A 25,530-nucleotide genomic window follows, 5' to 3' on the forward strand; every position below is an offset into this window, starting at 1 on the left:
GGTCGGCGGGGTGGACATGGGTGCGGTCGATCCGTGGAAAAGGGAAAGGCGGGCGGTCACGGCGCCTTCGAGGCCGTCGACCAGAGCGGTTCGCCGCCGGTGTCCAGGTGGGTCAGGTAGAGCCGCAGGTCAAATTCGAGCTGATGGTAGTCGGGCTCCATGTGCGCGCATAGCGCGTAGAAGGCCTTGTCGTGACTCTTTTCCTTGGTATGTGCGAGTTCGTGCACAACGATCATCCGCAACCAAGCCAGGGGCACGCCCTTGAACAGGCTCGCCACCCGGATTTCACGCTTTGCCTTGAGCTTTCCGCCCTGCACGCGCGAAACTGTTGTGTGTGTCCCGAGCGCGTTGCGGATCACATGCAGCTTGTTGTCGAACATGACCTTCGACAGCGGCTCGGCCTTGCGCATGAACTCGCTCTTGAGGTCGCTCACGTAGTCGTAGAGCGCGCGGTCGGTCTGCACGCTGTGCATCCCGTCGGGATAGCGCTTGCCGAGCATCGCGGCCAGCTTGTCCCCGGCCATCAGCTGGCGGACCTGATCCAGCAGGGGCGCCGGATAGCCCGCCAGGTATTTCATGCCCGGTACCCGGTGCGCGCCGCGCAGGCGAGTCCCGTAGCCACGCCGCCGAACAGGTCACCCTCGACCAGATTCACGCCCGCGAAGCTCCTGCGCAGAGCGTGCTGGAACGGCCGAAGGGCGGAAGAGCCGCCGGTGAGATAGATCGCGTCGAGGTCACCGCTGCGCAGGCCCGCGCGCTTGACGCAGGCGTGCGCGCAGGCGATCACGTTCTCGAGCGAACCTGCCAATTGTTGAGCCATGTCGGCCGGCGTGAGCGAGGCCACCAGCCCGCGCTCGGCACAACCGAGGTCGATGGCGGTTTCGGCGTCGGTGATCGACGCATCGATCTTGGCCGCTTCCACCGCACTCGCGATGCGATGCCCGTGCCGTTCCTCGAGCACGGTCATCAGCCGGTCGTGCAGCCGCGTGTCGCTGTAGCTCGTGCGCAGGTCTTTCGCCTGGCGCACTGCCTTGGCGGCGTAGAGCCAGTTGATAAGGTGCCAGGAGGAGAGTTCGAAGAACACCTTGCTCGGCACTTCGCGCCCCTGCGGGCCGTGGTGCCGGAAGCCGAACTGCGGCATCACGCGCTCGAGGTTCAGGCGTTGGTCGAAATCGGTGCCGCCGATGTGCACGCCGCTGGTGGCCAGCACGTCGTCGCTGCGGTCCTCGCGGGTCGCGCGCTCGGGTCCGACGCGCACTACGGTGAAGTCGGAGGTGCCGCCGCCGATGTCGACGATGAGCACGATCGACTCCTTGGCGATGCGCTGCTCGTAGTCGAACGCGGCTGCGATCGGCTCGAGCTGGAAGGCGATCTCGCGGAACCCCGCTGCGCGTGCCGCGTGGCGCAGGCTTTCCTCGGCACGCTCGTCGCGCTTCGGATCGTCGTCCACGAAGTGCACGGGCCGGCCGATCACCACGCGCTCGGGCATCTGGCCGAGTTCACGGCTGGCGCGCACGGCCAGCTCTCGCAGGAAGCGGGCGATGATGTCCTCGAAGCTCACGAGGCCGTCGTAAATGGCGGTCTTCTCTTGCATCAGCGCGCTGCCGAGCAGGCTCTTCAGCGAGCGCATCAGCCGGCCTTCGGTGCCCGAGAGGTACTGGCCGATGGCGTCGCGGCCGAAATGCGTGGTTCGGTCTTCGGCATTGAAGAAGATCGCGGTGGGCAGGGTGGTGGCCGCGCCTTCGATGGGCAACAAGCGGGTCTCGCCGTCGACCCGGCAGGCCACGGCGGAGTTGGAGGTGCCGAAGTCGATGCCGATCGTCGGCAGCGACGACGGTAACTGCACGTTCAAGATTCCCTGCGCAGCGCCGGGAACAGAATCACATCGCGGATGCTCGGCGAATCGGTCAGCAGCATCATCAGCCGGTCGATGCCGATGCCGCAGCCGCCGGTGGGCGGCATGCCGTATTCGAGGGCGCGAACGAAGTCGTGGTCGTAGAACATGGCTTCGTCGTCGCCGCTGTCCTTGGCGACCACCTGGGCGTTGAAGCGCGCGGCCTGATCTTCGGCGTCGTTGAGCTCGCTGAAGCCATTGCCGAATTCGCGGCCCGTGATGTAGAGCTCGAAGCGCTCGGTGACTTCGGGGCGCTCGTCGTTGGCGCGCGCCAGCGGCGAGATCTCGGTCGGGTGCTCCATGATGAAGGTCGGCTGCCAGAGCTTTTCTTCGACGGTTTCCTCGAAGTACATCACCTGCAGGCTCGCGAGGCTGCGCTGCGAGAGCTTGTCCTTCTCTTCGCTGAGGCCGATCTTGCGCAGTGCATTGATCAGCCAGGCGCTGTCGTCCACACCGTCGCCGGCGTCGGTGTGCTTGAGGATCGCTTCGCGGATCGTCAGGCGTTCGAAGGGCTGCGTCAGATCGACGGCCTTGCCGCCGTACGTGAGTTGCTGCGTGCCCACGGCCTTGTCGGCGATGGTGCGGATCAGCGTCTCGGTGAAGTCCATCAGGTCGCGGTAGTTCCAGTAGGCCGCGTAGAACTCCATCATCGTGAACTCGGGGTTGTGCCGCACCGAGATGCCCTCGTTGCGGTAGCTCCGGTTGATCTCGAACACGCGCTCGAAGCCGCCGACGATCAGGCGCTTGAGGTAGAGCTCGGGCGCGATGCGCAGGAACATTTCCTGGTCGAGCGCGTTGTGGTGCGTCTTGAAAGGCTTGGCGTTCGCGCCGCCCGGAATCGGGTGGAGCATGGGCGTCTCGACTTCGAGGAAATCATTGGCCACCATGAATTCGCGCAGCGCGCTCACTGCCTTGCTGCGCGCGGTGAAGCGCACACGGGCGGTTTCGTCGGTGATCAGGTCGACGTAGCGCTGGCGGTACTTCTGCTCCTGGTCGGCCATGCCGTGGAACTTGTCGGGCAGCGGGCGCAGGCTCTTGGTAAGCAGGCGCAGCTTCGTGACCTTGACCGACAACTCGCCGGTCTTGGTCTTCATCAGCGTGCCTTCGGCGCCCACGATGTCGCCGAGGTCCCAGCGCTTGAAATCGGCGTAGACGTCTTCGCCGACCGCGTCGCGCGTCACGTAGAGCTGGATGCGGCTCGTGGCGTCCTGTACGGTCGCGAAGCTGGCCTTGCCCATCACGCGCTTGAGCATCATGCGGCCGGCCACGCTCACGGAAACGGCTTGCGCTTCGAGGGCCTCGGCCTCGGTGGCGCCATGTGCCTCGACGAGTGCCGCGGCGCGGTGGCCCGGCTTGAAGTCGTTCGGGAACGCAACCCCCTTGCCCTCGGTCTGCGCTGTGCGCAGCAGCTTGAGCTTCTCGCGGCGTTCGGCGATGAGCTGGTTGTCGTCGACGGCCGGCGCCGAGGCGGGCGCTGCAGCGGGCGTGGGAATGGGAGGGGTCAGGTGATCGGACATGGAGAGCGGGTGAGGCGCAACGGGAGCGTGCGCGAGCCCGGCATTTTAGCCGATCGGATTCAGGCGAAGCCGCTGTCCAATGCCCGCCGATCCTGCGTAATGCGCTACGAAAAATATAGCGATCTATTGAGCAATACCCGTGCGTGCGAGCAGATCGCTGATCAGCTCGAGGCGCATCAGCGGGCTGTCGAGCTCCATCAGGCGCTGCTTCAGTTCGAGCTGCATCGGCACCAGTTCGCACCAGCGGTTCGCCACCCAGCCGCAATCGTCGAGCAGGTAGGGCATGCCGATGGGCAACCGTACCGATCCGCCCTGTTCGCGGCGCCGCTCCTCGAGCGTGTCGATCAGGCGTTGCAGTGCCGTGGCGGTGTGTTTCAGGTCGTCGGGAATTTCCAGCGCGACGTCGTCGGCCACGGCCTCCACTTCGGCGACCCACAGACCGTGCTTCTGCAACTCAGTGTCGCGCACCCGGAAGCGTTGCGTGCCCACGCATTCGATCTGCAGCAGCCCGCTTTGCGGCGATTCGAACTCGCGAATCATCGCCAACGTCCCGATGGCAGCGAAGCTCTCCGCATCGGCGCCGGCCTTGCGCACTTCGCTGCCGCTGGTGAGGCTCACCACGCCGAAGGGCGCGTCGGCCTTGCGGCATTTGCCGATCATGTCGAGATAGCGGACCTCGAAGATGCGCAGCGGAAGAAGGCCGCCCGGAAACAGGACCGTACCGAGCGGAAACAATGGCAGTGAATGCAAAAGGGGTAGTGTCGTCATCGAAGAGCCTTGCGTGGCTATCATCGCATTCCGCTCACGGCTGCGCCCCATGCTCTATCAGATTCCCTCGTTCCTCCTCGACGTGATCGTCGGCCTGCTCGGCGGCGCCTGCCTGCTGCGCCTCTACATGCAATACCACCGGGTGCCGTTCGGCAATCCGCTCGGGCGCTTCGTGTTCGCCATCACCGACTGGATCGTGCTGCCGCTGCGGCGCATCGTGCCGTCGGTGAAGCGCTGGGACCTTGCCAGCCTGATCGCCGCGTGGCTGCTGGTGCTGCTGAAGTTCCTGCTGCTGTGGCTGCTTGCCGGCAACCTGGGACGGATTGCGACCCTTCCCCTGGTGTCGCTGGTCGGGCTGATGCAGCTGGCCGTCTCGGGCCTGACCGCACTGCTGGTGGTTTATGCGGTGCTGTCCTGGATTCCGGGCGCGTCGCCGATGCTGCTTGACTTGATCTCCCGTTTGGCCGAGCCGCTGGTGCGGCCCTTCAGGCGCTTCATCCCGCTGATCGGCGGCGTCGATCTCTCGCCGCTGGCGGCCATCGTGGTACTGCAGGTGATCGCGATCGTGCTGGGCAACCTGCTGGTGTTTGCCTATCAACTGACGTTCTGAGCCTCGCAAGCAAAAGAGCCCGGGTGCATCGCACCCGGGCTCTTTTGCATTGGCTTGCTGTTCGTTCCTCAGCTGACCGCGTCGGCCGGCTGGCGCAGCAGCATGGCCAGCGAGCTGGCAATGGTCTTGCGCAGTTCGCGGCGGTCGCTGATGAAGTCGATGGCGCCCTTGGTCTGCAGGAACTCGGCGCGCTGGAAGCCTTCGGGCAGCGTCACGCGCACGGTCGACTCGATCACGCGAGGGCCGGCGAAGCCGATCAGCGCCTTGGGCTCGGCAATGACCACGTCGCCCACGAAGGCGAAGCCGGCCGACACGCCTCCCATCGTCGGGTCGGTCAGCACGCTGATGTAGGGCAGGCCCTTCTTCGCGAGGCGCGTGAGCGCGGCGTTGGTCTTGGCCATTTGCATGAGCGAGAGCAGGCCTTCCTGCATGCGCGCGCCGCCGGTTGCGGTGAAGCAGATGAAGGGCACCTTCTGCTCGATGGCGGTTTCGACGCCGCGCACGAAGCGCTCGCCGACCACGCTGCCCATGGAGCCGCCCATGAACTCGAACTCGAAGCAGGCCACGACCACGCTGATGCTGTGCACCGAGCCGCCCATGACGACCAGCGCGTCGGTCTCGCCGGTGTTCTCCAGCGCTTCCTTGAGCCGCTCGGGGTACTTGCGGCTGTCCTTGAATTTCAGGGCGTCGACCGGCAGCACTTCCTGGCCGACTTCGTAGCGGCCCTCGGCGTCGAGGAACGCGTCGAGCCGCGCGCGGGCGCCGATGCGGTGGTGGTGGCTGCAACTGGGGCAGACGTTCTGGTTGTGCTCGAGGTCGGTCTTGTAGAGGACGGTCTCGCAGGCGGGGCACTTGATCCACAGGCCCTCGGGCACCTGGCGGCGCTCCGATGGGTCGGTTTGTGCGATCTTGGCGGGTAGCAGTTTTTCAAGCCAGCTCATAGGACTCCGAATTAGCTCCCCTCTCCCGCATGCGGGAGAGGGGCTGGGGGTGAGGGGCAGCAGCGATTATCGGCCAGCCGCATTCTTCGGGATAGCCGCCGGCAGCGCATCGAGCGCCTCGCGGATGCCGGCGAGGAATTCGCGCACCACGGGCACGACCTTTTCGCGGGGCTGGTCTTCGATCAACTGGATGATCTTCGTACCGATCACGACCGCATCGGCGGCCGAGCCGACCGCCTGCGCGGTGCGCGCGTCGCGAATGCCGAAACCCACGCCGACCGGAATGCTCACGTGCTGGCGGATGCGCGGAATCATCTGCCCGACCGCCTCGGTGTCGAGGTGTCCGGCGCCGGTCACGCCCTTGAGCGACACGTAGTAGACGTAGCCGCTCGCGATGCGCGCGACCTGCGCCATGCGCTCGTCGGTGCTCGTTGGCGCGAGCAGGAAGATCAGGTCGATGCCGGCCGCCTTCAGGTCCGCGGCGAAAGCTTCGCATTCCTCGGGCGGGTAGTCGACCACCAGCAGGCCGTCGACGCCGGCCGCGGCCGCATCGCGGATGAAGGCTTTCTTTCCGTGCACGAGGTCGTAGCGCTCGACCGGGTTGGCATAGCCCATCAGCACCACGGGCGTGGTCGCGTCCTTCTGGCGGAAGGCGGCGACGATGGCCAGCACCTGCTTCATGCCGATGCCCAATGCCAGCGCGGCCTCGCCGGCCTTCTGGATCACGGGCCCGTCGGCCATGGGGTCGGAGAAGGGCACGCCCAGCTCGATCACGTCGGCGCCGGCCTCGACCATGCCGTGCATCAGCTCGGGCGAGATGTCTGCGAACGGGAAACCGGCGGTGACGTAGGGAATGAGGGCGCGGCGGCCGTCTTTTTTCAGTGCGTCGAAGGTGGTTGCAATGCGGCTCATCACTTGCCTCCCTTCACGCTGAGGCCGCGCATCGAGGGGCGGTCATAGAAGTCGACGCCCGAAAGGTCGGCCACGGTGCCGATGTCCTTGTCGCCACGGCCCGAGAGGTTCACCAGGATGGATTGATCGGGGCGCATGGTCTTCGCGAGCTTCATCGCGTGGGCCACGGCATGGCTGGATTCGAGCGCGGGAATGATGCCCTCCGTTCGGCACAAATAATGGAAAGCTTCGAGCGCCTCGGTGTCGGTGATGCCGACGTATTCGGCCCGGCCGATGTCGGCCAGGTACGCGTGCTCGGGGCCCACGCCGGGGTAGTCGAGCCCCGCGCTGATGCTGTGCGTCTCGGTGATCTGGCCGTCGTCGTTCTGCAGCAGGTAGGTGCGGTTGCCGTGCAGCACGCCCGGGCTGCCGCGCAGGATGGAGGCCGAGTGCTTGCCGCTGTCGAGCCCTTCACCCGCGGCCTCGACGCCGATCAGGCGCGTGCCGGCAAACGGAATGTAGGGATGGAAAATCCCCATCGCATTGCTGCCGCCGCCCACGCAGGCGACCACCACGTCGGGCTGCCTGCCCTCCGCTTCGCCGGTGATGCCGTCGGCCGCGAGCATGGCGGGCATCTGCTCGATGCACTCGGTGCCGATCACGCTCTGGAAGTCTCGCACCATGGTCGGGTAGGGGTGCGGACCGGCCACGGTGCCGATGATGTAGAAAGTGTTTTCCACGTTCGTGACCCAGTCGCGCATCGCCTCGTTGAGCGCGTCCTTCAGCGTCTTGCTGCCCGATTCGACGGGCACCACGGTCGCGCCGAGCAGGTTCATGCGGTAGACGTTCGGGCTCTGGCGCTTCACGTCCTGGCTGCCCATGTAGACCACGCATTCGAGGCCGTAGCGTGCGCAGATGGTGGCGGTGGCCACGCCGTGCTGGCCGGCGCCGGTCTCGGCGATGACGCGGGGCTTGCCCATGCGGCGCGCGAGCATCGCCTGGCCGATCACGTTGTTGATCTTGTGCGCGCCGGTGTGGTTGAGGTCTTCGCGCTTCAGGTAGATCTGCGCGCCGCCCATTTCGCGGCTGGTGCGCGCGGCGTGGTAGATCGGCGAGGGACGGCCGACGAAGTGCTTCAGCTCGTAGTGGAATTCGGCAAGGAAGGCCGGATCGTCCTTGAACCTGGCGTACGCGTCGCGCAGTTCGTTGATCGCGTGGGTGAGCGTTTCGCTCGCGAAGGTGCCGCCGTAATTGCCGAAATGGCCGGTGGCGTCGGGTTGCTGGTAGTTGCTTTGCATGGTTCTCGATCGGTGGGCCGCAGCCCGACATCGATCGGCTGCGGCGGCTAGCTGGAGAAGGACGCGTCGGCCGCCCTGACGGCTGCGACGAATTGCCGGATCTTTCCGGCGTCCTTGAGGCCCTTGTTCCCGGGACCGTCGATTTCGACGCCCGAGCTCACATCAACGGACAGCGTCTTGCAGCGCGTCCGCAGGATGCGAATGCCATCGCTCACGTTTGCAGGTGTGAGCCCACCACTCAAGACGAGGTGAGCGTCGACGGCGGGTGGAAGAAGTGACCAATCGAATGCCTTGCCGCCACCGCCATAACCTTCGACATGCGCGTCGAGCAGGATGGCCTGGGCGTGGGAGTAATCGGAAGCGTATTTTACGAGGTCGAAGCCGGCGCCGGCAGCCCCCAGTGGAATGCGGGCGGCGCGCATGTAGCGGAAGCGGCCTGGGCCGGTGGCTTCCTCGCACCGTTCGGGCGTTTCCTCGCCGTGGAACTGGGCGATCGCGCCCTTCACATGGGCGAGTGCTGCTATGACTTCAGGAGCATCCTCGTTGACGAACAGCAGCACCGGTGTGATGAACGGGGGCAGGCGCGAAGCGAGTTCGGCAGCGCGTTCGGCCGTCACTGCGCGGGGGCTTTTCGCATAGAGCACGAAGCCGATGGCATCGGCACCCGCTTCGACCGCGGTATCCACATCGGCCTCGCGTGTGAGGCCGCAGATCTTGATGCGGGTGCGGGGAGACGTCATGGAGGTCCATCATAAGGAGCGCCGCCGGCCTGCAGCGTCGCCTCGGCCGGCAGACCCCACTTGGCGTCGTACAACGGGCCCAGGAAGTACAGGCCGTCCGCGGAGAAGGTCGGCGCCGCCGCCTTGCGGCTGCGCGCCTCGAGCACCTCGGCAATCCATTCGGGCCGCTCGTCGCCGCGGCCGATGCGCACGAGGCAGCCCATCAGGTTGCGGATCATGTGGTGCAGGAACGCGTCGGCCTCGAACTCGAAATGCCAGCGGCAGCGTTCGCCTTCGCCAACCCGCGTGACTTGGATGCGGCGCAGGTTCTTCACGGGCGACTTGGCCTGGCAGGCCGAAGCACGGAACGAACTGAAATCATGCGTGCCGATGAGCACGGCGGCGGCGTTGCGCATTGCATCGCCGTCGAGCGCATGCATCGACCAGCCGACCCGGCCCGAATCCAGGCTGGGCCGCACCGGCGACTGCGAGAGCACATAGAGGTAGCGGCGTGCCAGCGCGCTGGCGCGGCAATGGAATTCATCGGGCACCGGGTGCGCCCACTGCACCGCGATGTCGTCGGGCAGGAAGCGGTTGGTGCCACGCGTCCAGGAGAAGGGCTCGCGCTCGACGTCGGTGTCGAAGTGCACCACCTGCATCAGCGCGTGGACGCCGGCGTCGGTGCGGCCGGCGCACAGTGTGCCGATCTTGCCGGATGGCTGCGCGGCGAACTTCGTGAGGGCCGCTTCGAGCTTGTCCTGCACCGTGCGGCCCGAGCGCTGGCTTTGCCAGCCCTCGTACGCCTGGCCGTTGTACCGGATGCCGAGTGCCAGCCTCACGAATTCAGGGACGGTACAACAACAACCGCTCAGCGCAGTTCTGCGAGCAGCTGACGGGCTTGCGACTTGAGATCGCCGGCGCTTTCGGCTTCGACTTCCTCGACCAGCGAACGGGCACCTTCGACGTCGCCGATGGCTTGCAGTTCGCGAGCCAGCGACAGCTTGACGGCGTGCGGGCTGTCGTCGCCTTCATCGTCATCGTGCGTGGCGGCTGCGGCGGGCTTCGCGGTTTCGGCGGGGCGGGCTGGCAGGCCTGCCAGCGCGCTCATGTCGAACTCGATGAAGCCCGAGTCGGCCGGCAGCGCATTGCGCAGCATGGCGGGGCGGGTGTTGTCCGCATCGCTCAGCGAACCGGGGAGCGTGTCGACCGTCAGCGCGCCGGGGGCGGTGTCGAAATCGTTTTCGAGATCGACAGGCGTGGCGGCGTGGCCGTTCGACAGGGGGGCTGGGGGGCGCGCGGTCGTCGGAGCGGACGCGTAGATTGACTTCGGCAGGCTGGCGCTGACCGGTGCATGTTGCTGGGCCGGTGCGGGGGCGGGTGCCGGCGGCGTGGTCAGGTCGAGGTCGAAGTCCAGCGGTGCCACCGAGGGCACGAAGGCGGGCGGAGCAACGGCAACCGGCGGTGCAACGGGAGCAGGTGCTGCCGGCTTGGCGGCCGCGGCGAGGGCGCCCGCGAAGGCGGCCGTCTCCGCCGCGCTGGCGCCGCCGCTGCGGGGAGCGCCCGATTCGTACAGCGGGTTGCCCGGATCGAGATCCTTGCCCATGTCGACCACACGGTTCCAGTCGGAGCCGAGGCCGCCCGTCAGCTTGTGCACTTCGGTGGCGAGGCCTTCGTAGGCACGCACGTCGCGGCGCTTGGCGTGGATCTCGAGCAGCTTGAGGTGGATGGCGGTGCGGTCCGGGTTCAGGCGCAGCGCTTCGCGCAGGATTTCCTCGGCCTGCAGGTCGCGGCCATAGGCCAGGTAGACGTCGGCTTCGGCCACGGGATCGACGTCGCCCGCGTCGAGTTGGCTCGGCGAGTACGACAGCGACGAGACGGTGGAGTCGCCACGATGCTTGGTGTCGACCGATTCGCCGCCGCTGGCGCCGAAGAACGAGTCCTTCGGGATGCGGCTTTCGAGGAACACGCTCTCGCTCATTTCCTCGCGCCGGCGGCCCAGCACGCGGTACAGCAGGAAGCCGATGAGCAGCGCGATCAGCGCCGCGCCGGCCAGCATCAGCGGGTTGTCCAGGAGCTCTTCGAGGAAGGTGGGCTCCGGCGGGGGCGGCGGTGCCGGCTTCTTCACGGCCGGCTTGGGTGCCGTGGCAGCCACGGCGGCGCTCGCAGCCGGAGTTGCGGGAGCAGCAGCTGCATCGGTTGCGGCTGCTGCCGGTGCGGCAGCGGCGGCCTCTGCCGTCGGGGCAGCAGCAGGAGCGGCAGCAGTTGCCTCGGTCGTGGGCGCGGCGGGGCTCGGTGCTGCCGTTGCCGCTGCAGGAACTGCGGGTGCGGCCGCGACGACAGGAGCTGGGGCCGGGGCTGGCGCCGGCGCAGCAATGGGGGCAGGGCTTGCGGCGACTGGAGGTGCGACCGTCGCGCTGGTGGCCGGTGTCGGAACCGGGATGCCCGGCTTCGCCGGTGCCGGTGCAGCCGCACCGGCAGCAGCAGGTGCCGACGAACCGGTGCCCGTTGCAGCCTTGAGCTTGTTCAGCTCGCTGATGTTCTTCGACAGTTCCGCGACGCGGTTGCTGCTGTCCTGCGCCTGGCGGCTCTGGGCGACCTTCTCGTCGGCGGCGCGGGAGGCCGCGCTGCCTTGCGAGATCGTGAGCTTGTCGGGTGTGCTGGCCGCTGCGTTGCGGTCTTCGACGTTGGCCTGCAGCTTGCCCGAGGCCTTGCGGCTCGCGGCCGCGACGTTCGAGGTCGGCGCGTTGTCGGCCAGCCGCTGGCGATAGGCGCCGAAGTCGCGGCTTTGTGCCGTGACCGTGCGGCGGGCTTCGTCCGGCAGGACGGCGGCCGCCTCGGCGCTGCTCGGCAGATCGAGCACGGCGCCGGCGCGCATGCGGTTGATGTTGCCGCCCGAGAACGCATCCGGATTGGCGAGCAGCAACGCGACCAGCATCTGGTCCAGGGACACGTCGGCGGGCTTGTGGGCGGCCGCGATCTTGCTGGCGGTGTCGCCGCGCTGCACCGTAACCTGTTCGCCGCCACTGCTGCGAGCAGGTGCGGCCGCAGTGACCGGCGCGGGCGCTGCTGCAGCCGGCGCAGGCGCCGCGGGTGCTGCCGATGGCGCCGCCACAGGGGCGCGCTCGCGGCGCGCACGCGCTGCCGGGGCAGTGCGTTCGGTCGGCGTGGCGATCCGGGGTGCGATGGGCGTGGCCGGCGCGCTGGTCGTTGGCTGGCGCGTGGCCGGCGGATCGAGCAGCACGGTGTAGTCGCGCACGATCCGGCCGGAGGCGCCGTTGGCTTCGAGCAGCAGGTCGACGAACGGGTCGTTCAATGGGCGGTTGCCGCTCAGGCGCACCACGTACTGGCCGCCGGCGCGACGCTGCAGCGTCGCCTTGACGTCGCTCAGTGCCGAGTTGTACGGAACGCCCGCGTTTTTGAAGGCTTCGGCCGTGGCGATGTTGATCTTCAGACCGTCCGCCTCGTTGGCGGCGATTTCGGTCACGTCGATCTCGGCGCGCAACGGTTCGCCCAAGGCCGATTGCACCTTCAGCTGACCCAGCGCAAAAGCGCTGGCGTCGGTGCTGGCGATGCCCAGGGCCACGGCTGCCGCCGCGCCGAGGATGGAAAGCCGCCAGCCATTCGATGGCAGAAGCGGGCGAGCGGCCGATGGGCTGGCCGCAGGCAACAGATGTCTTGTCATGCTGATAGGGGGCGGCTCAGGCCCAGAATTTGTAAGAGGACGTTAGCACCATCACCGGGTACTGACAAGGCAGTGCGCGTGTTCTACCCAGTGCGCGCATACTTACGATCACATCTTCCGTTGCCAGAAGGCAACAGTTTGTGTTTCAAAAGGCCCTGAGCTGCCCGCATCAGGCTTCGAGCAGGATGCGCAGCATGCGGCGCAGGGGTTCGGCGGCGCCCCACAGCAGCTGGTCGCCGATGGTGAAGGCACCGACGTACTCAGGGCCCATCGCCAGCTTGCGGATACGGCCGACCGGAATGTTCATGGTGCCCGTCACGGCCACCGGCGTCAGGTCCTTCACGGTGGCTTCGCGCGTGTTCGGCACCACGCTGGCCCACGGGTTGTCCGCGGCGATCATCGCCTCGATGTCGGCCAGGGGAACATCCTTCTTGAGCTTGAAGGTCAGGGCCTGGCTGTGGCAGCGCATCGCACCGACGCGCACGCAGAAGCCATCGACGGGTACGGCGGCAGTGCCGAAGCCCGCACCCTGGCCGAGGATCTTGTTGGTTTCTGCACCGGCCTTCCACTCTTCCTTGGACATGCCGTCGCCCAGGTCCTTGTCGATCCAGGGGATCAGCGAGCCGCCCAGCGGCGCGCCGAAATTGGCCGTTTCGGCTGCGCTCAGGTTCTGCTGCTTGTGCAGCACCTTGCGGTCGATCTCGAGAATGGCCGACTTCGGGTCGTCCAGCAGCGCGCGCACTTCGGCGTTCAGGGTGCCGAACTGGGTCAGCAGCTCGCGCATGTGCTGAGCGCCGCCGCCAGAGGCTGCCTGGTAGGTCATGCTGGTCATCCACTCGACAAGGCCGGCCTTGTAGAGGGCGCCAACGCCCATGAGCATGCAGCTCACGGTGCAGTTGCCGCCGATCCAGTTCTTGCCGCCGTTGGCGAGCGCGTTCTGGATCACCGGCAGGTTGACCGGGTCAAGCACGATGACCGCGTCGTCCTGCATGCGCAGGGTGGAGGCGGCGTCGATCCAGTGGCCGGCCCAGCCCGCGGCGCGCAGCTTGGGGAAGACCTCGCTGGTGTAGTCCCCGCCCTGGCAGGTGATGACGATGTCGCACTTCTTCAGTGCCTCGATGTCGTTCGCATCCTTCAGCGCGGTTTCGTTCCTGGCCATTGCCGGAGCCTTGCCGCCAGCGTTGGAGGTCGAGAAGAAGACTGGCTCGATGAGACCGAAGTCGCCTTCGGCCTGCATGCGGTCCATCAGGACCGAGCCGACCATGCCGCGCCAGCCTACGAGGCCGACCAGAGGTTGATTGGATGCGTTCGCCATTTCAGTTTGCCCTTGTGAAAAAAGAAAAAGTTGTCTTTTTTTGCCCCCGACTCGTCGAGCCGGGGAGGGGCGTGACGAAGCGGGCTGCGGTTAGCCGGTAATCGTCTTTTTGGTGATTGCTGCAACGACCGCGTCGCCCATCTCGCGGGTGCCGACGCGCTTCGTGCCTTCCGACCAGATGTCGCCCGTGCGCAGCCCCGAAGCGAGCACGTCCTTGACCGCCGACTCGATACGGTCGGCAGCTTCGGGCTGGTTGAGTGAAAAGCGAAGCATCATGGCAGCAGACAGGATTGTAGCCAAAGGATTGGCAACCCCTTTGCCGGCAATGTCCGGCGCGCTGCCGTGGCTGGGCTCGTACAGGCCCTGGTTGCTCGAATTGAGCGATGCCGAGGGCAGCATGCCGATCGAGCCGGTGAGCATCGCGGCTTCGTCCGAGAGGATGTCGCCGAACATGTTGCCGGTGACGACCACGTCGAATTTCTTGGGCGCCTTCACGAGCTGCATGGCCGCGTTGTCGACGTACATGTGGTCGAGCTCGACGTCCGGATAGTCCTTGTGCACCTCCGTGACGACGTCCTTCCAGAACTGGAAGGTCTCGAGCACATTGGCCTTGTCCACGCTGGTCACGCGCTTGCTGCGCTTGCGGGCGGCCTCGAAGGCCACGCGGGCGATGCGTTCGATCTCGGGGCGCGAGTAGCGCATCGTGTCGAAGGCTTCCTCGGCGCCCGGGAAGTGGCCGTCGACCGCAGTGCGGCGCCCGCGCGGCTGGCCGAAGTAGATGTCGCCGGTCAGTTCGCGGATGATCAGGATGTCCAGGCCCGCGATCAGCTCGGGCTTCAGGCTCGATGCGCCCACCAGCTGCTCGTAGCAGATGGCCGGGCGGAAGTTCGCGAACAGGCCCAGGTTCTTGCGCAGCCCCAGGATGGCCTGCTCGGGGCGCAGCGGCCGGTCGAGCTTGTCGTACTTCCAGTCGCCGACCGCACCGAACAGCACCGCGTCGGATTCCTTTGCCAGCTTCAGCGTCGAATCGGGCAGGGGATGGCCGTGGGCCTCGTAGGCGGCACCGCCGACCAGCGCCGACTCCATCTCGAACTTCAGGTCGAGGACTTCGAGCACCCTGACGGCTTCCGCCACGATTTCGGTGCCGATGCCGTCACCGGGGAGAACTGCGATTTTCATAAGTTGGTCCGAGGTTTTTTCTTGAAAACGGAAATGCGGTCGATCACGAGATCATCGTGTGCGCCAGCCAAGGCTTCGATGCCAGGCGCTCGGCCTCGAAGGCCTTGATCTTGTCCTTGTGGCGCAGCGTCAGGCCGATGTCGTCCAGCCCGTTGATCAGGCAGTACTTGCGGAAGGCCTGCACGTCGAACGCAAACTCCTGGCCGTCAGGCTTCACGACCACCTGGCGCTCCAGGTCGATGGTCAGCGTGTAGCCCGGGAAGGCGAAGGTCTCGTCGAACAGCTGGGCCACCTGCGCTTCGGGCAGCACGATCGGCAGCAGGCCGTTCTTGAAGCTGTTGTTGAAGAAGATGTCCGCGTAGCTCGGCGCGATGATCGCGCGGAAGCCGTACTGGTCGAGCGCCCACGGCGCATGTTCGCGCGACGAGCCGCAGCCGAAGTTCTTGCGCGTCAGCAGCACCGAGGCGCCGGCGTAGCGCGGCTGGTTCAGCACGAAGTCGGGGTTCGGCTTGCGGCTGGCCGGGTCCTGGCCCGGAAAGCCGGCGTCCAGGTAGCGCCATTCGTCGAACAGGTTCACGCCGAAGCCGGTCTTCTTGATCGACTTGAGGAACTGCTTCGGAATGATCGCGTCGGTGTCGACGTTCTCGCGGTCCATCGGGGCCACGAGGCCCTTGTGCACGGTGAATTTCTGCATGTGAATCTCTCTGGGGTCAGGCGAACGTACGGACGTCGACGAAGTGGCCGTGCACCGCGGCGGCGGCGGCCATGGCCGGGCTCACGAGGTGGGTGCGGCCACCGGCGCCCTGGCGGCCTTCGAAGTTGCGGTTGCTGGTGGATGCGCAGCGCTCGCCGGGTTCCAGGCGGTCGGCGTTCATCGCCAGGCACATCGAGCAGCCGGGCTCGCGCCATTCGAAGCCCGCGGCCTTGAAGATCAGGTCGAGTCCTTCGCGCTCGGCCTGTTCCTTCACCACGCCCGAGCCGGGCACGACCAGCGCGAGCTTCACGTTCTTGGCGACCTTCTGGCCCAGCTTCTTCACCACGGCAGCGGCTTCGCGCATGTCCTCGATTCGGCTATTGGTGCACGAGCCGATGAACACCTTGTCGATGAAGATGTCGTTCATCGCCTTGTTCGGCTCCAGGCCCATGTAGACGAGCGCGCGCTCGATGGCGCTGCGCTTGCTGGCGTCCTTTTCCTTGTCGGGATCGGGCACGCGGCCGTTGATGTCGACCACCATCTCGGGCGAGGTGCCCCAGGTGACCTGCGGCTGGATCTGCGTGGCGTCGAGTTCGACCACGGCATCGAACTTCGCACCCGGGTCGGACTGCAGCGTGCGCCAGTAGGCCACGGCCTGGTCCCATTCAACGCCGGTGGGCGCGAGCGGGCGGCCCTTCACGTAGGCGATGGTCTTCTCGTCGACCGCCACCAGCCCGGCGCGCGCGCCGGCCTCGATGGCCATGTTGCAGACCGTCATGCGGCCCTCCATGCTCAGGTCGCGAATGGCCGAGCCCGCGAATTCGATGGTGTAGCCCGTGCCGCCGGCCGTGCCGATCTTGCCGATGATGGCCAGCACGATGTCCTTGGCCGTGCAGCCCAAAGGCAGCTTGCCCTCGACCTTCACGAGCATGTTCTTCGCCTTCTTGCCGAGCAGCGTCTGCGTGGCCATCACGTGCTCGACCTCGCTGGTGCCGATGCCGTGCGCCAGCGCGCCGAAGGCGCCGTGCGTGGAGGTGTGCGAGTCGCCGCAGACGACCGTCATGCCCGGCAGCGTCGCGCCCGATTCAGGGCCGATCACGTGCACGATGCCCTGGCGCTTGCTCAGGAACGGGAAGAACGCCGCCGCGCCGAACTCGGCGATGTTGTGGTCCAGCGTGGTGACCTGTTCCTTGCTGGTCGGGTCGGCAATGCCTTCGTAGCCGCGCTCCCAGCCGGTGGTCGGTGTGTTGTGGTCGGCCGTGGCCACGACCGAGCTGATGCGCCACAGCTTGCGGCCGGCTTCGCGCAAGCCTTCGAAGGCCTGCGGGCTGGTCACTTCGTGCACCAGGTGGCGGTCGATGTAGAGGATCGCGGTGCCGTCTTCCTCGGTGTGGACGACGTGTTCGTCCCAGATCTTGTCGTAGAGCGTGCGTGCCATGTCGGTCTCTTCTGTCTTTCGTGGGGAGGTGAATTGTCTTGCGTTCTATGCGGCGAGAGGCTCGGCGGCATCGGCGGCGGCCGCCGACGTGCGCAGATGGTTGACCAATGTGCGCGCGGCCACCGGCAAGGTGGAGAAGTCGCGTGCCACCAGTCGGATCTCGCGCCTGGACCAGGTGTCGTTCAGCGCCACGCTGCGCAGGCGGCTGCCGATGCCTGCCTGCAGCAGTTCGAATGCGCGCTGCGGCATCACGCCGATGCCCAGTCCGTTGTCGATCATGCGGCACATGGCGTCGAGCCCGGTCACGTGAATGCGCAGCTTGACGCCGCGGCCCGCCTCCAGCGCGGCCTGGTGCATGGCCACGTAGATCGAGCTGTTGGTGTGCAGGCCGACGTGGTCGAAGTCCAGCGAGGCGGAGAAATCGATCGGCTCCTGCGTGACCAGCGGGTGCCCGGCCGGCACGATCAGCACGAGCCGGTCGTGGCGGTAGGGAAGCGTCTGCAACTCGTTGGTGCCGTCGGGAATGTGGCAGATGCCAAGGTCGGCGGCGCCTTCCTGGATCGCGCGCACCACCTCGTTGCTCAGATGCTCTTCGAGGTCGATCTTGATCGCGTCGTGCTCGTGCGTGAAGGCGCCGAGATCCTCGGGGAGGAACTGCACGATGGCCGAGATGTTGGCGTGCACGCGGACATGGCCGCGCACGCCCTCGGCGTATTCGCTGAGTTCGCCCTGCATCTTCTCGAGGCTGTAGAGCACCGAGCGCGCATGGTGCAGCAGGCTCTCGCCCGCGGGGGAAAGGTCGACGCCTCGCGCGTGGCGGTAGAGCAGGGTGGTGCCCAGGGTGGCTTCCAGGTCCGAAAGCCGCTTGCTGATGGCCGAAGCGGCAATGAATTCGCGTTCCGCGGCCCGCCCGATGCTGCCAAGTTCGCAAACGGCCACGAACAGCTGCAGCGACGTGAGGTCGATGCGCCGGGCGAAGTTGCGTTCGGAAGAGGTCATACGGGTTTTGGCATCTCATATGGAGATGGAGGCCCGTATTTTCCCCTTGTTTTCAGGTCTTGGTCATCGCCATGCGCGATGCCATTACTGTCGTCGCGCGATGAGCGAAAGAGGCGTCACTGACGCTTCTTGGCCGAATCCTCCATCTTTTCCCCTGCCTTCTGGACGTCCTGACCGGCTCCTCTCCAGGTGTTGCAACCCGACAGTGGCACGGCAAGAGTAAACGCGACCGCGAACAATGCGACGAGCGACTTCATGATGAAACTCCTTCGACTAAGTGCGTTGCAGGCTATCGCCGATTTCCGCGCGCTGCATGTCAGCCAAGACGCAAAAAAGCTGCCCGAGGGCAGCTTTCCGTATTGAGCGCAGGCGGCGCGATCAGCGCTTGCCGATGGGCTGCACGTCGCGCTTGGGCGAGCCTTCGAACAGCTGGCGCGGGCGGCCGATCTTGTACTCGGGGTCGCCGATCATTTCGTTCAGCTGGGCGATCCAGCCGACCGTGCGGGCCAGTGCGAAGATCGCGGTGAACAGCGGCACCGGGATGCCGATGGCGCGCTGCACGATGCCCGAGTAGAAGTCGACGTTCGGGTAGAGCTTGCGCGACACGAAGTACTCGTCTTCCAGCGCGATCTTCTCGAGTTCCTTGGCCAGCTTGAACAGCGGATCCTGCTCCAGGCCCAGCTCGGTCAGCACTTCGTTGCAGGTTTCCTGCATCAGCTTGGCGCGCGGGTCGTAGTTCTTGTACACGCGGTGGCCGAAGCCCATCAGCTTGACGTTCGAGTTCTTGTCCTTGACCTTCTTGATGAACTCGCCGATCTTCTCCACGCCACCTTCCTTCTGGATGTCGTAGAGCATGTTGAGCGCCGCTTCGTTGGCGCCGCCGTGGGCCGGGCCCCAGAGGCAAGCCACGCCGGCCGCGATGGCCGCGAAGGGGTTGGTGCCCGACGAGCCGCAAAGGCGCACGGTCGAGGTCGAGGCGTTCTGCTCGTGGTCTGCGTGCAGGATGAAGATGCGGTCGAGCGCGCGCTCGAGCACCGGGTTCACCTTGTACTCCTCGCACGGCGTGGCGAACATCATGTGCAGGAAGTTGCCCGCATAGCTCAGGTCGTTCTTCGGGTACATGTAGGGCTGGCCGACGGTGTACTTGTAGGCCATGGCCACGAGCGTGGGCATCTTCGCGATCAGGCGGATCGCGGCGATCTCGCGGTGCTCGGGATTGTTGATGTCCGTGCTGTCGTGATAGAAGGCCGACAGCGCACCCACGAGGCCGGTCATGATGGCCATCGGGTGCGCATCGCGGCGGAAGCCGCGCAGGAAGAACTGCATCTGCTCGTTCACCATCGTGTGGTTGGTCACGACCTTGGTGAAGTTGGCCTTCTTGGCGGCGTCCGGCAGTTCGCCGTACAGCAGCAGGTGGCAGGTCTCGAGGAAGTCGCAGTTGGTTGCGAGCTGCTCGATGGGGTAGCCGCGGTACAGCAGTTCGCCCTTGTCGCCATCGATGTACGTGATGGCTGATTGGCAAGCCGCCGTCGACATGAAGCCCGGGTCGTACGTGAACATGCCGGTCTGCGCATACAGCTTGCGGATGTCGATCACGTCGGGGCCCACGGTGCCCTTGTAGATCGGCAGGTCGACGCTGTCGCCGCCGTTGCTGAACGACAGCGTGGCCTTGGTATCGGATGCTTTCATTTCGGTTTACTTTCAGAGGTGGATTCAGGACGAAGGAGAGATGGCGGGACGCTGTGCGCCGTCGGTTCGCATCAGCTGCAGCAATGCGACCACCTCGGCCCCGGCCCATTCGGGCTCGGGCTCCTTTCTGCGCAGAAGGAGGTCGAGGAGATCGTTGTCCGACAGGTCCATCAATGTCTCCATCGCTCCCGCCTGACCCACGGTCATGCGGAATTCGTGCCGCTCGAAGAAGCGGGCGATGAACAGGTCGTTCTCGAGCAGTCCGCGCCGGCAGCGCCATTTCAGCTTGCTCAGCGCACGTTCGCTGAGCGGCTGGTCGGAGTCGGCGGCGGTTTGCATGGTGACTTCTTGCAGGACGTGCGTCAGATGGCGCGGCGCACCATCAGTTCCTTGATCTTGCCGATGGCCTTGGTCGGGTTCAGGCTCTTCGGGCACACGTCCACGCAGTTCATGATCGTGTGGCAGCGGAACAGGCGGTACGGGTCTTCCAGGTTGTCCAGGCGCTCAGCGGTGGCTTCGTCGCGGCTGTCGGCGATGAAACGGTAGGCCTGCAGCAGGCCGGCCGGGCCCACGAACTTGTCGGGGTTCCACCAGAAGCTCGGGCAGCTCGTGGAGCAGCTCGCGCACAGGATGCACTCGTACAGGCCGTTGAGCTCGTCGCGCTCCTCGGGCGACTGCAGGCGCTCCTTCTCGGGCGGCACGCTGTCGTTCTGGAGGTACGGCTTGATCGAGTTGTACTGCTTGAAGAACTGCGTCATGTCCACGATCAGGTCGCGGATGACGGGCAGGCCCGGCAGCGGCTTGAGCACCACGGTGCCCTTGAGCGTGTTCATGTTGGTCAGGCAGGCCAGACCGTTCTTGCCGTTGATGTTCATCGCGTCGGAACCGCAGACGCCTTCGCGGCACGAGCGGCGAAACGACAGCGTCGGGTCCTGCGCCTTGAGCTTCATCAGGGCGTCGAGCAGCATGCGCTCATGGCCGTCGAGTTCGATCTCGACCGTCTGCATGTAGGGCTTGGCGTCCTTGTCCGGGTCGTAGCGGTAGATCTGGAATGTGCGCTTCATCGTGTGTTCCTAATTTTTAGAATGTCCGGACCTTCGGGGGCACCGATGCGACCGTCAGGGGCTGCAGCTTGACCGGCTTGTACGAGAGGCGGTTGTCCGCGCTGTACCAGAGCGTGTGCTTCATCCAGTTGGCGTCGTCGCGGCCGAGCGGCGCGACAGGATCGTCCGCCGGGCGTTCGTAATCTTCCACGGTGTGGGCGCCGCGGCATTCCTTGCGGGCGGCGGCCGAGACCATCGTGGCCTGCGCCACTTCGATCAGGTTGTCGACTTCCAGCGCTTCGATGCGGGCGGTATTGAACACCTTGGACTTGTCCTTCAGGCCGATGGCCTTGACGCGTTCGCGCACGGCGGCGATCTTGGTCACACCTTCGTCCATCGAGGCCTGCTTGCGGAACACGGCCGCGTGCTGCTGCATGACGGCTCGGATCTCGCCGGCCACGTCCTGCGCGTATTCGCCGCCGGTGGTCGACTCGAGGCGGTTCAGGCGCTCCAGCGTGCGGTCGGCCGCATCCTTGGGCAGTTCCTTGTGTTCCTTGAGCTTGTCGTTGAACTCGACGATATGGTTGCCGGCCGCCCGGCCGAACACCAAGAGGTCGAGCAGCGAGTTGGTGCCCAGGCGGTTGGCGCCGTGCACGCTCACGCAGGAGCATTCGCCCACGGCGTAGAGACCGTTCACCACGGCGCTGTTCTCTTCACCCTTCTGGATGACGACCTGGCCGTGGATGTTGGTCGGAATGCCGCCCATCTGGTAGTGGATGGTCGGCACCACGGGAATCGGCTCCTTCGTGATGTCGACGTTGGCGAAGTTGACGCCGATTTCGTACACCGAAGGCAGGCGCTTGTGGATGGTGTCGGCACCGAGGTGGTCGAGCTTGAGCAGCACGTAGTCCTTGTTGGGACCGCAGCCGCGGCCTTCCTTGATTTCCTGGTCCATCGAGCGCGAGACGAAGTCGCGCGGTGCCAGGTCCTTCAGCGTGGGCGCATAGCGCTCCATGAAGCGTTCGCCGTTGCTGTTGAGCAGGATGGCGCCTTCGCCGCGGCAGCCTTCGGTCAGCAGCACGCCCGCGCCGGCCACGCCGGTCGGGTGGAACTGCCAGAACTCCATGTCCTGCAGCGGAATGCCCGAGCGCGCGGCCATGCCGAGGCCGTCGCCGGTGTTGATGAAGGCGTTGGTCGAGGCCTGGAAGATGCGGCCTGCGCCGCCGGTGGCCAGCAGCACGGTCTTGGCCTGCAGGATGTGCAGGTCGCCGGTTTCCATTTCGAGCGCGGTCACGCCGACCACGTCGCCTTCGTCGTCACGGATGAGGTCGAGCGCCATCCATTCGACGAAGAACTGGGTGCGGGCTTCGACGTTCTTTTGATAGAGCGTGTGCAGCATCGCGTGGCCGGTGCGGTCGGCCGCGGCGCAGGCGCGCTGCACGGGCTTCTCGCCGTAGTTGGCCGTGTGGCCGCCGAACGGACGCTGGTAGATCGTGCCGTCGGGGTTGCGGTCGAAGGGCATGCCGAAGTGTTCGAGCTCGTACACGACCTTCGGTGCTTCGCGGCACATGAACTCGATCGCGTCCTGGTCGCCGAGCCAGTCGGAACCCTTGATCGTGTCGTAGAAGTGGTAGTGCCAGTTGTCCTCGCTCATGTTGCCGAGCGAGGCGCCGACGCCGCCCTGCGCAGCAACGGTGTGCGAACGCGTGGGGAACACCTTCGAGAGCACGGCCACGTTGAGGCCGGCGCGTGCGAGTTGCAGCGAGGCGCGCATGCCGGAACCGCCGGCACCGACGATCACGACGTCGAACTTGCGTTTGGTGATTTTTTCTTTTGTGTAGGTCATGGTGGGGTCAGATCTTCCAAAGCACTTGAATGGCCCAACCCGCACAACCGACAAGCCAGACGATGGTGAAAATTTGCAGGGCGAGGCGAATACCGACGGGCTGGACGTAGTCCATCCACACGTCGCGCATGCCGACCCATACGTGATAGAGCAGGGCAGCGATCACGGAGAAGGTCAGCACCTTCATCCACTGCGCGGCGAAGATGCCGGCCCAGAGGTCGTAGCCGATGGGGCCGCGCGAGAAGATCAGCTGTGCGAGCAGGATGATCGTGAAGAGCGCCATCAGGCCGCCCGTGATGCGCTGGCTGAGCCAGTCGCGCAAACCGTAATGAGCGCCGACGACGATGCGCTTGGAGCCGTAATTCACAGACATGGTTGGCTCCTTCTCAGTACAGGCCGAACAGCTTGGCGCCGAGCACCACGGTGAGCAGGATGCTCAGTGCCAGCGTGACGACGGCCGAGGTATGGCCGAACTCCTTGGTCACGGCAGCGTGGCTCACGTCCATCCAGAGATGGCGCAGGCCGGCGATGAAGTGGTGCAGGTAGGCCCAGATGAGCGCGAGCGCGACGAGCTTGAAGAACCATCCCGGAGCGAAGCCGATGCCGACGTTGAAGGCGCTCTTGAATCTCGCGAACGAATAGTCGGATGACAGCGACGTGTCGAACATCCAGATGATGAACGGCAGCAGCAGGAACATCAGCACGCCGCTGACGCGATGCAGGATCGACACGATGCCCGCCGGCGGCAGCCGATAGGTCGTGAGGTCCGTGAAGGCATTGATGTTGCGGAATTCGCGACGCGGTGGCCGGGGAGGGGTTGCAAGCTCTGTCATTGGGGGGATTGCTTTCGTGGCTTTGTGACTTGTTGGCTTGTTCTGAGAGCGAACGCTTTTGTTTCTTCTGCGGAAATGCAAACAACGCAAAATTCTATTGCAATGCACCATCGGGCAGCGGACGCATGCGAGTCAGTGCACCGTTGCAGTCGGATGCTCTTGACTTCGCTGCGCTTCGCACGCGTTGTGTGCGCACGCTGGCGCACCGGTATCCGGCTTTCGTCTGCATCGGGTCAGCCCAGCTGGTTTCTGTAGTGGTGGGTGTCGGTGCGATAGAGCCCGCGACGCAGTTCCATCGGCATGTCATGGTAGGTGTGCGCCACGCGCTCCACGCTCAGCAGGGGCATCTGCGGTGTCACGTCGAGCAGCGCGGCCTGTTCGGCATCGGGCAGCACGGCGCGGATCTTTTCTTCGGCACGCACCATGCGCACGCCGAACTCCGTCTCGAACAGCGCGTACATCGGGCCGGGCCACGCGCGCAGCCGCTCGGCGGTGAGTCCCTTGAAGGGTGTGCCAGGCAGCCAGAGGTCTTCGAGGATGGTCGGCACGCCGCCGTAGGCGAGCACGCGCCGCACCTGCAGCACCGCGTCGCCCGTGCGCAGGCCGAGGGCACGCGCCACGTCGGCCGATGCGCGCAGGCGCTTGCAGTCGACGATGGTGCGTACCGCGGGACCTTCGGTGTTCGGGTCGCCCGCATCGGGTACGAGCTTGAGGAAGCGGTACTGCACATGCTGCTCGGCATGCGTGGCGACGAAGGTGCCCTTGCCCTGGCGGCGCACCACCAGGTTTTCGGCCGAGAGTTCGTCGATGGCCTTGCGCACCGTGCCCTGGCTCACGCGAAAGCGCACGGCCAGTTCCATCTCGCTCGGGATGGGCTCGCCCGGCTTCCACTCGCCCGCCTGCAGGCTCTGCAGGATCAGGGTCTTGATCTGCTGGTAGAGCGGACTGAAGGACGGCGTCGGGGGCTCGTCGAGTGTGGTGGGCGTGTTCATGGCAGCGGTGGGGTGCGCCTTGGCGGACCCCAGGAGGATATCTTATATAAGACATAAGACGAGGCTCATTGAATCGGCTTAAAATGCGGCCGGTCCCGCGCTGCGGGAAGGTATTCCGATCCCGCAGGACCCTGGCGCCCCACGAGAGCGCCAACACCGTTTTCATCACCTTCTGGAGTCTTCCCATGAGCAAAAAGCCCGTCCGCGTTGCCGTCACCGGTGCCGCCGGTCAAATCGGTTACGCCCTGTTGTTCCGTATCGCCTCCGGTGAAATGCTCGGCAAAGACCAGCCGGTCATTCTTCAGCTGCTCGAAATCCCCGACGAGAAGGCCCAGAAGGCGCTCAAGGGCGTGATGATGGAACTCGACGACTGCGCCTTCCCGCTGCTGGCCGGCATGGAAGCCCACGGCGACCCGATGACCGCCTTCAAGGACGCCGACTACGCACTGCTCGTCGGCTCGCGTCCCCGCGGCCCCGGCATGGAACGTGCCGAACTGCTGGCCGTCAACGGTGCCATCTTCACCGCACAGGGCAAGGCACTGAACGCCGTCGCCAGCCGCAACGTCAAGGTGCTGGTGGTCGGCAACCCGGCCAACACCAACGCCTACATCGCCATGAAGAGCGCACCGGACCTGCCGCGCAAGAACTTCACCGCCATGCTGCGCCTGGACCACAACCGCGCTGCCAGCCAGATCGCCGCCAAGACCGGCAAGCCCGTGGCCGACATCGAAAAGCTCACCGTCTGGGGCAACCACTCGCCCACGATGTACGCCGACTACCGTTTCGCCACGATCAAGGGCGAGTCCGTCGCCAAGATGATCAACGACCAGGAATGGAACGCGAACACCTTCCTGCCGACCGTCGGCAAGCGCGGCGCGGCCATCATCGAAGCTCGCGGCCTGTCGTCTGCCGCCTCGGCCGCCAACGCTGCCATCGACCACATGCGCGACTGGGCCCTGGGCACCAACGGCAAGTGGGTCACGATGGGTATCCCGTCGGATGGCCAGTACGGCATTCCGAAGGACGTGATGTTCGGCTTTCCGGTCACCTGCGAAAACGGTGAGTACAAGCTGGTCGAAGGCCTCGAGATCGATGCATTCAGCCAGGAACGCATCAACAAGACGCTCGAAGAGCTCGAAGGCGAACGCGCCGGCGTCGCCCATCTGCTGTAAGCAACTCGCT

The 25,530-nt window shown here is 65.7% G+C and carries 25 protein-coding genes; 2 read left to right on the top strand and 23 right to left on the bottom strand.

Annotated elements, in window-relative coordinates; translation table 11 throughout:
• Window positions 1-56: 56 nt before the first annotated feature.
• The 4 genes from ACEN9N_RS02935 to ACEN9N_RS02950 all read right to left on the bottom strand — a co-directional run bounded on the left by ACEN9N_RS02935 (window position 57) and on the right by ACEN9N_RS02950 (window position 4,203).
• Entirely contained in the window at window positions 57-578 is a 522-nt protein-coding gene (locus tag ACEN9N_RS02935) for a M48 metallopeptidase family protein (RefSeq protein ID WP_495655327.1), read from the bottom strand.
• A complete protein-coding gene (locus ACEN9N_RS02940) occupies window positions 575-1,852 on the bottom strand; it encodes an Hsp70 family protein (protein ID WP_495655328.1) in 1,278 nt (425 codons plus the stop codon). Before ACEN9N_RS02940 ends, ACEN9N_RS02935 begins: the two co-directional genes overlap by 4 nt.
• On the bottom strand, window positions 1,849-3,411 hold the full coding sequence (gene lysS, locus ACEN9N_RS02945; RefSeq protein WP_413314979.1) for a lysine--tRNA ligase: 1,563 nt from the start codon (window positions 3,409-3,411) through the stop codon (window positions 1,849-1,851). Before lysS ends, ACEN9N_RS02940 begins: the two co-directional genes overlap by 4 nt.
• Window positions 3,412-3,534: 123 nt before the next feature.
• The gene (locus ACEN9N_RS02950; protein WP_478178688.1) at window positions 3,535-4,203 is read right to left on the bottom strand and encodes an LON peptidase substrate-binding domain-containing protein; all 669 of its coding nucleotides are present in this window, start codon (window positions 4,201-4,203) and stop codon (window positions 3,535-3,537) included.
• Window positions 4,204-4,228: 25 nt separating this feature from the next.
• On the opposite strand from ACEN9N_RS02950, the gene ACEN9N_RS02955 reads away from it, so the two are divergent.
• Window positions 4,229-4,789, top strand: coding sequence for a YggT family protein (locus ACEN9N_RS02955; protein WP_007830493.1), 561 nt, complete (start codon window positions 4,229-4,231; stop codon window positions 4,787-4,789).
• A gap of 68 nt (window positions 4,790-4,857) precedes the next feature.
• On the opposite strand, the gene accD is transcribed toward ACEN9N_RS02955, so the two are convergent.
• The 19 genes from accD to ACEN9N_RS03050 form a co-directional block, all read right to left on the bottom strand.
• On the bottom strand, window positions 4,858-5,730 hold the full coding sequence (gene accD, locus ACEN9N_RS02960) for an acetyl-CoA carboxylase, carboxyltransferase subunit beta (protein ID WP_007830494.1): 873 nt from the start codon (window positions 5,728-5,730) through the stop codon (window positions 4,858-4,860).
• A gap of 66 nt (window positions 5,731-5,796) precedes the next feature.
• On the bottom strand, window positions 5,797-6,642 hold the full coding sequence (trpA, locus tag ACEN9N_RS02965) for a tryptophan synthase subunit alpha (protein WP_413314977.1): 846 nt from the start codon (window positions 6,640-6,642) through the stop codon (window positions 5,797-5,799).
• Complete coding sequence (gene trpB, locus ACEN9N_RS02970; RefSeq protein ID WP_413314976.1) at window positions 6,642-7,919, bottom strand: tryptophan synthase subunit beta; 1,278 nt, start codon at window positions 7,917-7,919, stop codon at window positions 6,642-6,644. Before trpB ends, trpA begins: the two co-directional genes overlap by 1 nt.
• Before the next feature lie 47 nt (window positions 7,920-7,966).
• Window positions 7,967-8,659, bottom strand: a complete 693-nt coding sequence (locus ACEN9N_RS02975) for a phosphoribosylanthranilate isomerase (RefSeq protein WP_495655329.1) — start codon at window positions 8,657-8,659, stop codon at window positions 7,967-7,969.
• Window positions 8,656-9,477 (bottom strand): tRNA pseudouridine(38-40) synthase TruA, encoded by an 822-nt coding sequence (gene truA / locus ACEN9N_RS02980; RefSeq protein ID WP_495655330.1) that lies wholly within the window; start codon window positions 9,475-9,477, stop codon window positions 8,656-8,658. The genes ACEN9N_RS02975 and truA overlap by 4 nt, the downstream gene beginning before the upstream one ends.
• Before the next feature lie 29 nt (window positions 9,478-9,506).
• Window positions 9,507-12,320 (bottom strand): FimV/HubP family polar landmark protein, encoded by a 2,814-nt coding sequence (locus tag ACEN9N_RS02985; RefSeq protein ID WP_413314974.1) that lies wholly within the window; start codon window positions 12,318-12,320, stop codon window positions 9,507-9,509.
• 169 nt (window positions 12,321-12,489) lie between these two features.
• A complete protein-coding gene (asd, locus tag ACEN9N_RS02990) occupies window positions 12,490-13,635 on the bottom strand; it encodes an aspartate-semialdehyde dehydrogenase (protein ID WP_007830500.1) in 1,146 nt (381 codons plus the stop codon).
• A 90-nt stretch (window positions 13,636-13,725) separates the two neighbouring features.
• Window positions 13,726-14,814 (bottom strand): 3-isopropylmalate dehydrogenase, encoded by a 1,089-nt coding sequence (gene leuB / locus ACEN9N_RS02995; RefSeq protein ID WP_007830501.1) that lies wholly within the window; start codon window positions 14,812-14,814, stop codon window positions 13,726-13,728.
• A 43-nt stretch (window positions 14,815-14,857) separates the two neighbouring features.
• On the bottom strand, window positions 14,858-15,508 hold the full coding sequence (gene leuD / locus ACEN9N_RS03000; protein WP_007830502.1) for a 3-isopropylmalate dehydratase small subunit: 651 nt from the start codon (window positions 15,506-15,508) through the stop codon (window positions 14,858-14,860).
• 16 nt (window positions 15,509-15,524) lie between these two features.
• A complete protein-coding gene (gene leuC / locus ACEN9N_RS03005) occupies window positions 15,525-16,946 on the bottom strand; it encodes a 3-isopropylmalate dehydratase large subunit (RefSeq protein ID WP_007830503.1) in 1,422 nt (473 codons plus the stop codon).
• Between the two features lie 45 nt (window positions 16,947-16,991).
• The gene (locus tag ACEN9N_RS03010) at window positions 16,992-17,945 is read right to left on the bottom strand and encodes a LysR family transcriptional regulator (RefSeq protein ID WP_495655331.1); all 954 of its coding nucleotides are present in this window, start codon (window positions 17,943-17,945) and stop codon (window positions 16,992-16,994) included.
• A 116-nt stretch (window positions 17,946-18,061) separates the two neighbouring features.
• A complete protein-coding gene (locus tag ACEN9N_RS03015) occupies window positions 18,062-18,202 on the bottom strand; it encodes an entericidin A/B family lipoprotein (RefSeq protein ID WP_056586789.1) in 141 nt (46 codons plus the stop codon).
• 121 nt (window positions 18,203-18,323) lie between these two features.
• On the bottom strand, window positions 18,324-19,634 hold the full coding sequence (gltA, locus tag ACEN9N_RS03020) for a citrate synthase (protein ID WP_056586793.1): 1,311 nt from the start codon (window positions 19,632-19,634) through the stop codon (window positions 18,324-18,326).
• Window positions 19,635-19,658: 24 nt separating this feature from the next.
• Complete coding sequence (locus tag ACEN9N_RS03025; RefSeq protein ID WP_413314970.1) at window positions 19,659-19,973, bottom strand: FAD assembly factor SdhE; 315 nt, start codon at window positions 19,971-19,973, stop codon at window positions 19,659-19,661.
• Window positions 19,974-19,996: 23 nt separating this feature from the next.
• Window positions 19,997-20,698 carry a succinate dehydrogenase iron-sulfur subunit gene (locus ACEN9N_RS03030; protein ID WP_007830508.1) on the bottom strand — a complete coding sequence of 234 codons (702 nt, stop codon included), beginning with the start codon at window positions 20,696-20,698 and terminating at the stop codon, window positions 19,997-19,999.
• A gap of 16 nt (window positions 20,699-20,714) precedes the next feature.
• Window positions 20,715-22,523 carry a succinate dehydrogenase flavoprotein subunit gene (gene sdhA, locus ACEN9N_RS03035; RefSeq protein WP_007830509.1) on the bottom strand — a complete coding sequence of 603 codons (1,809 nt, stop codon included), beginning with the start codon at window positions 22,521-22,523 and terminating at the stop codon, window positions 20,715-20,717.
• Between the two features lie 7 nt (window positions 22,524-22,530).
• Window positions 22,531-22,896: a succinate dehydrogenase, hydrophobic membrane anchor protein gene (gene sdhD / locus ACEN9N_RS03040; protein ID WP_007830510.1), complete on the bottom strand. Its 366-nt coding sequence runs from the start codon at window positions 22,894-22,896 to the stop codon at window positions 22,531-22,533.
• 13 nt (window positions 22,897-22,909) lie between these two features.
• Window positions 22,910-23,356, bottom strand: a complete 447-nt coding sequence (sdhC, locus tag ACEN9N_RS03045) for a succinate dehydrogenase, cytochrome b556 subunit (RefSeq protein WP_007830511.1) — start codon at window positions 23,354-23,356, stop codon at window positions 22,910-22,912.
• A gap of 233 nt (window positions 23,357-23,589) precedes the next feature.
• A complete protein-coding gene (locus ACEN9N_RS03050) occupies window positions 23,590-24,348 on the bottom strand; it encodes a GntR family transcriptional regulator (RefSeq protein WP_056586796.1) in 759 nt (252 codons plus the stop codon).
• A gap of 185 nt (window positions 24,349-24,533) precedes the next feature.
• On the opposite strand from ACEN9N_RS03050, the gene ACEN9N_RS03055 reads away from it, so the two are divergent.
• Entirely contained in the window at window positions 24,534-25,520 is a 987-nt protein-coding gene (locus ACEN9N_RS03055) for a malate dehydrogenase (RefSeq protein ID WP_007830514.1), read from the top strand.
• The last annotated feature ends 10 nt before the right edge of the window (window positions 25,521-25,530 follow it).

The organism is Variovorax sp. Varisp46 (assembly GCF_059491885.1).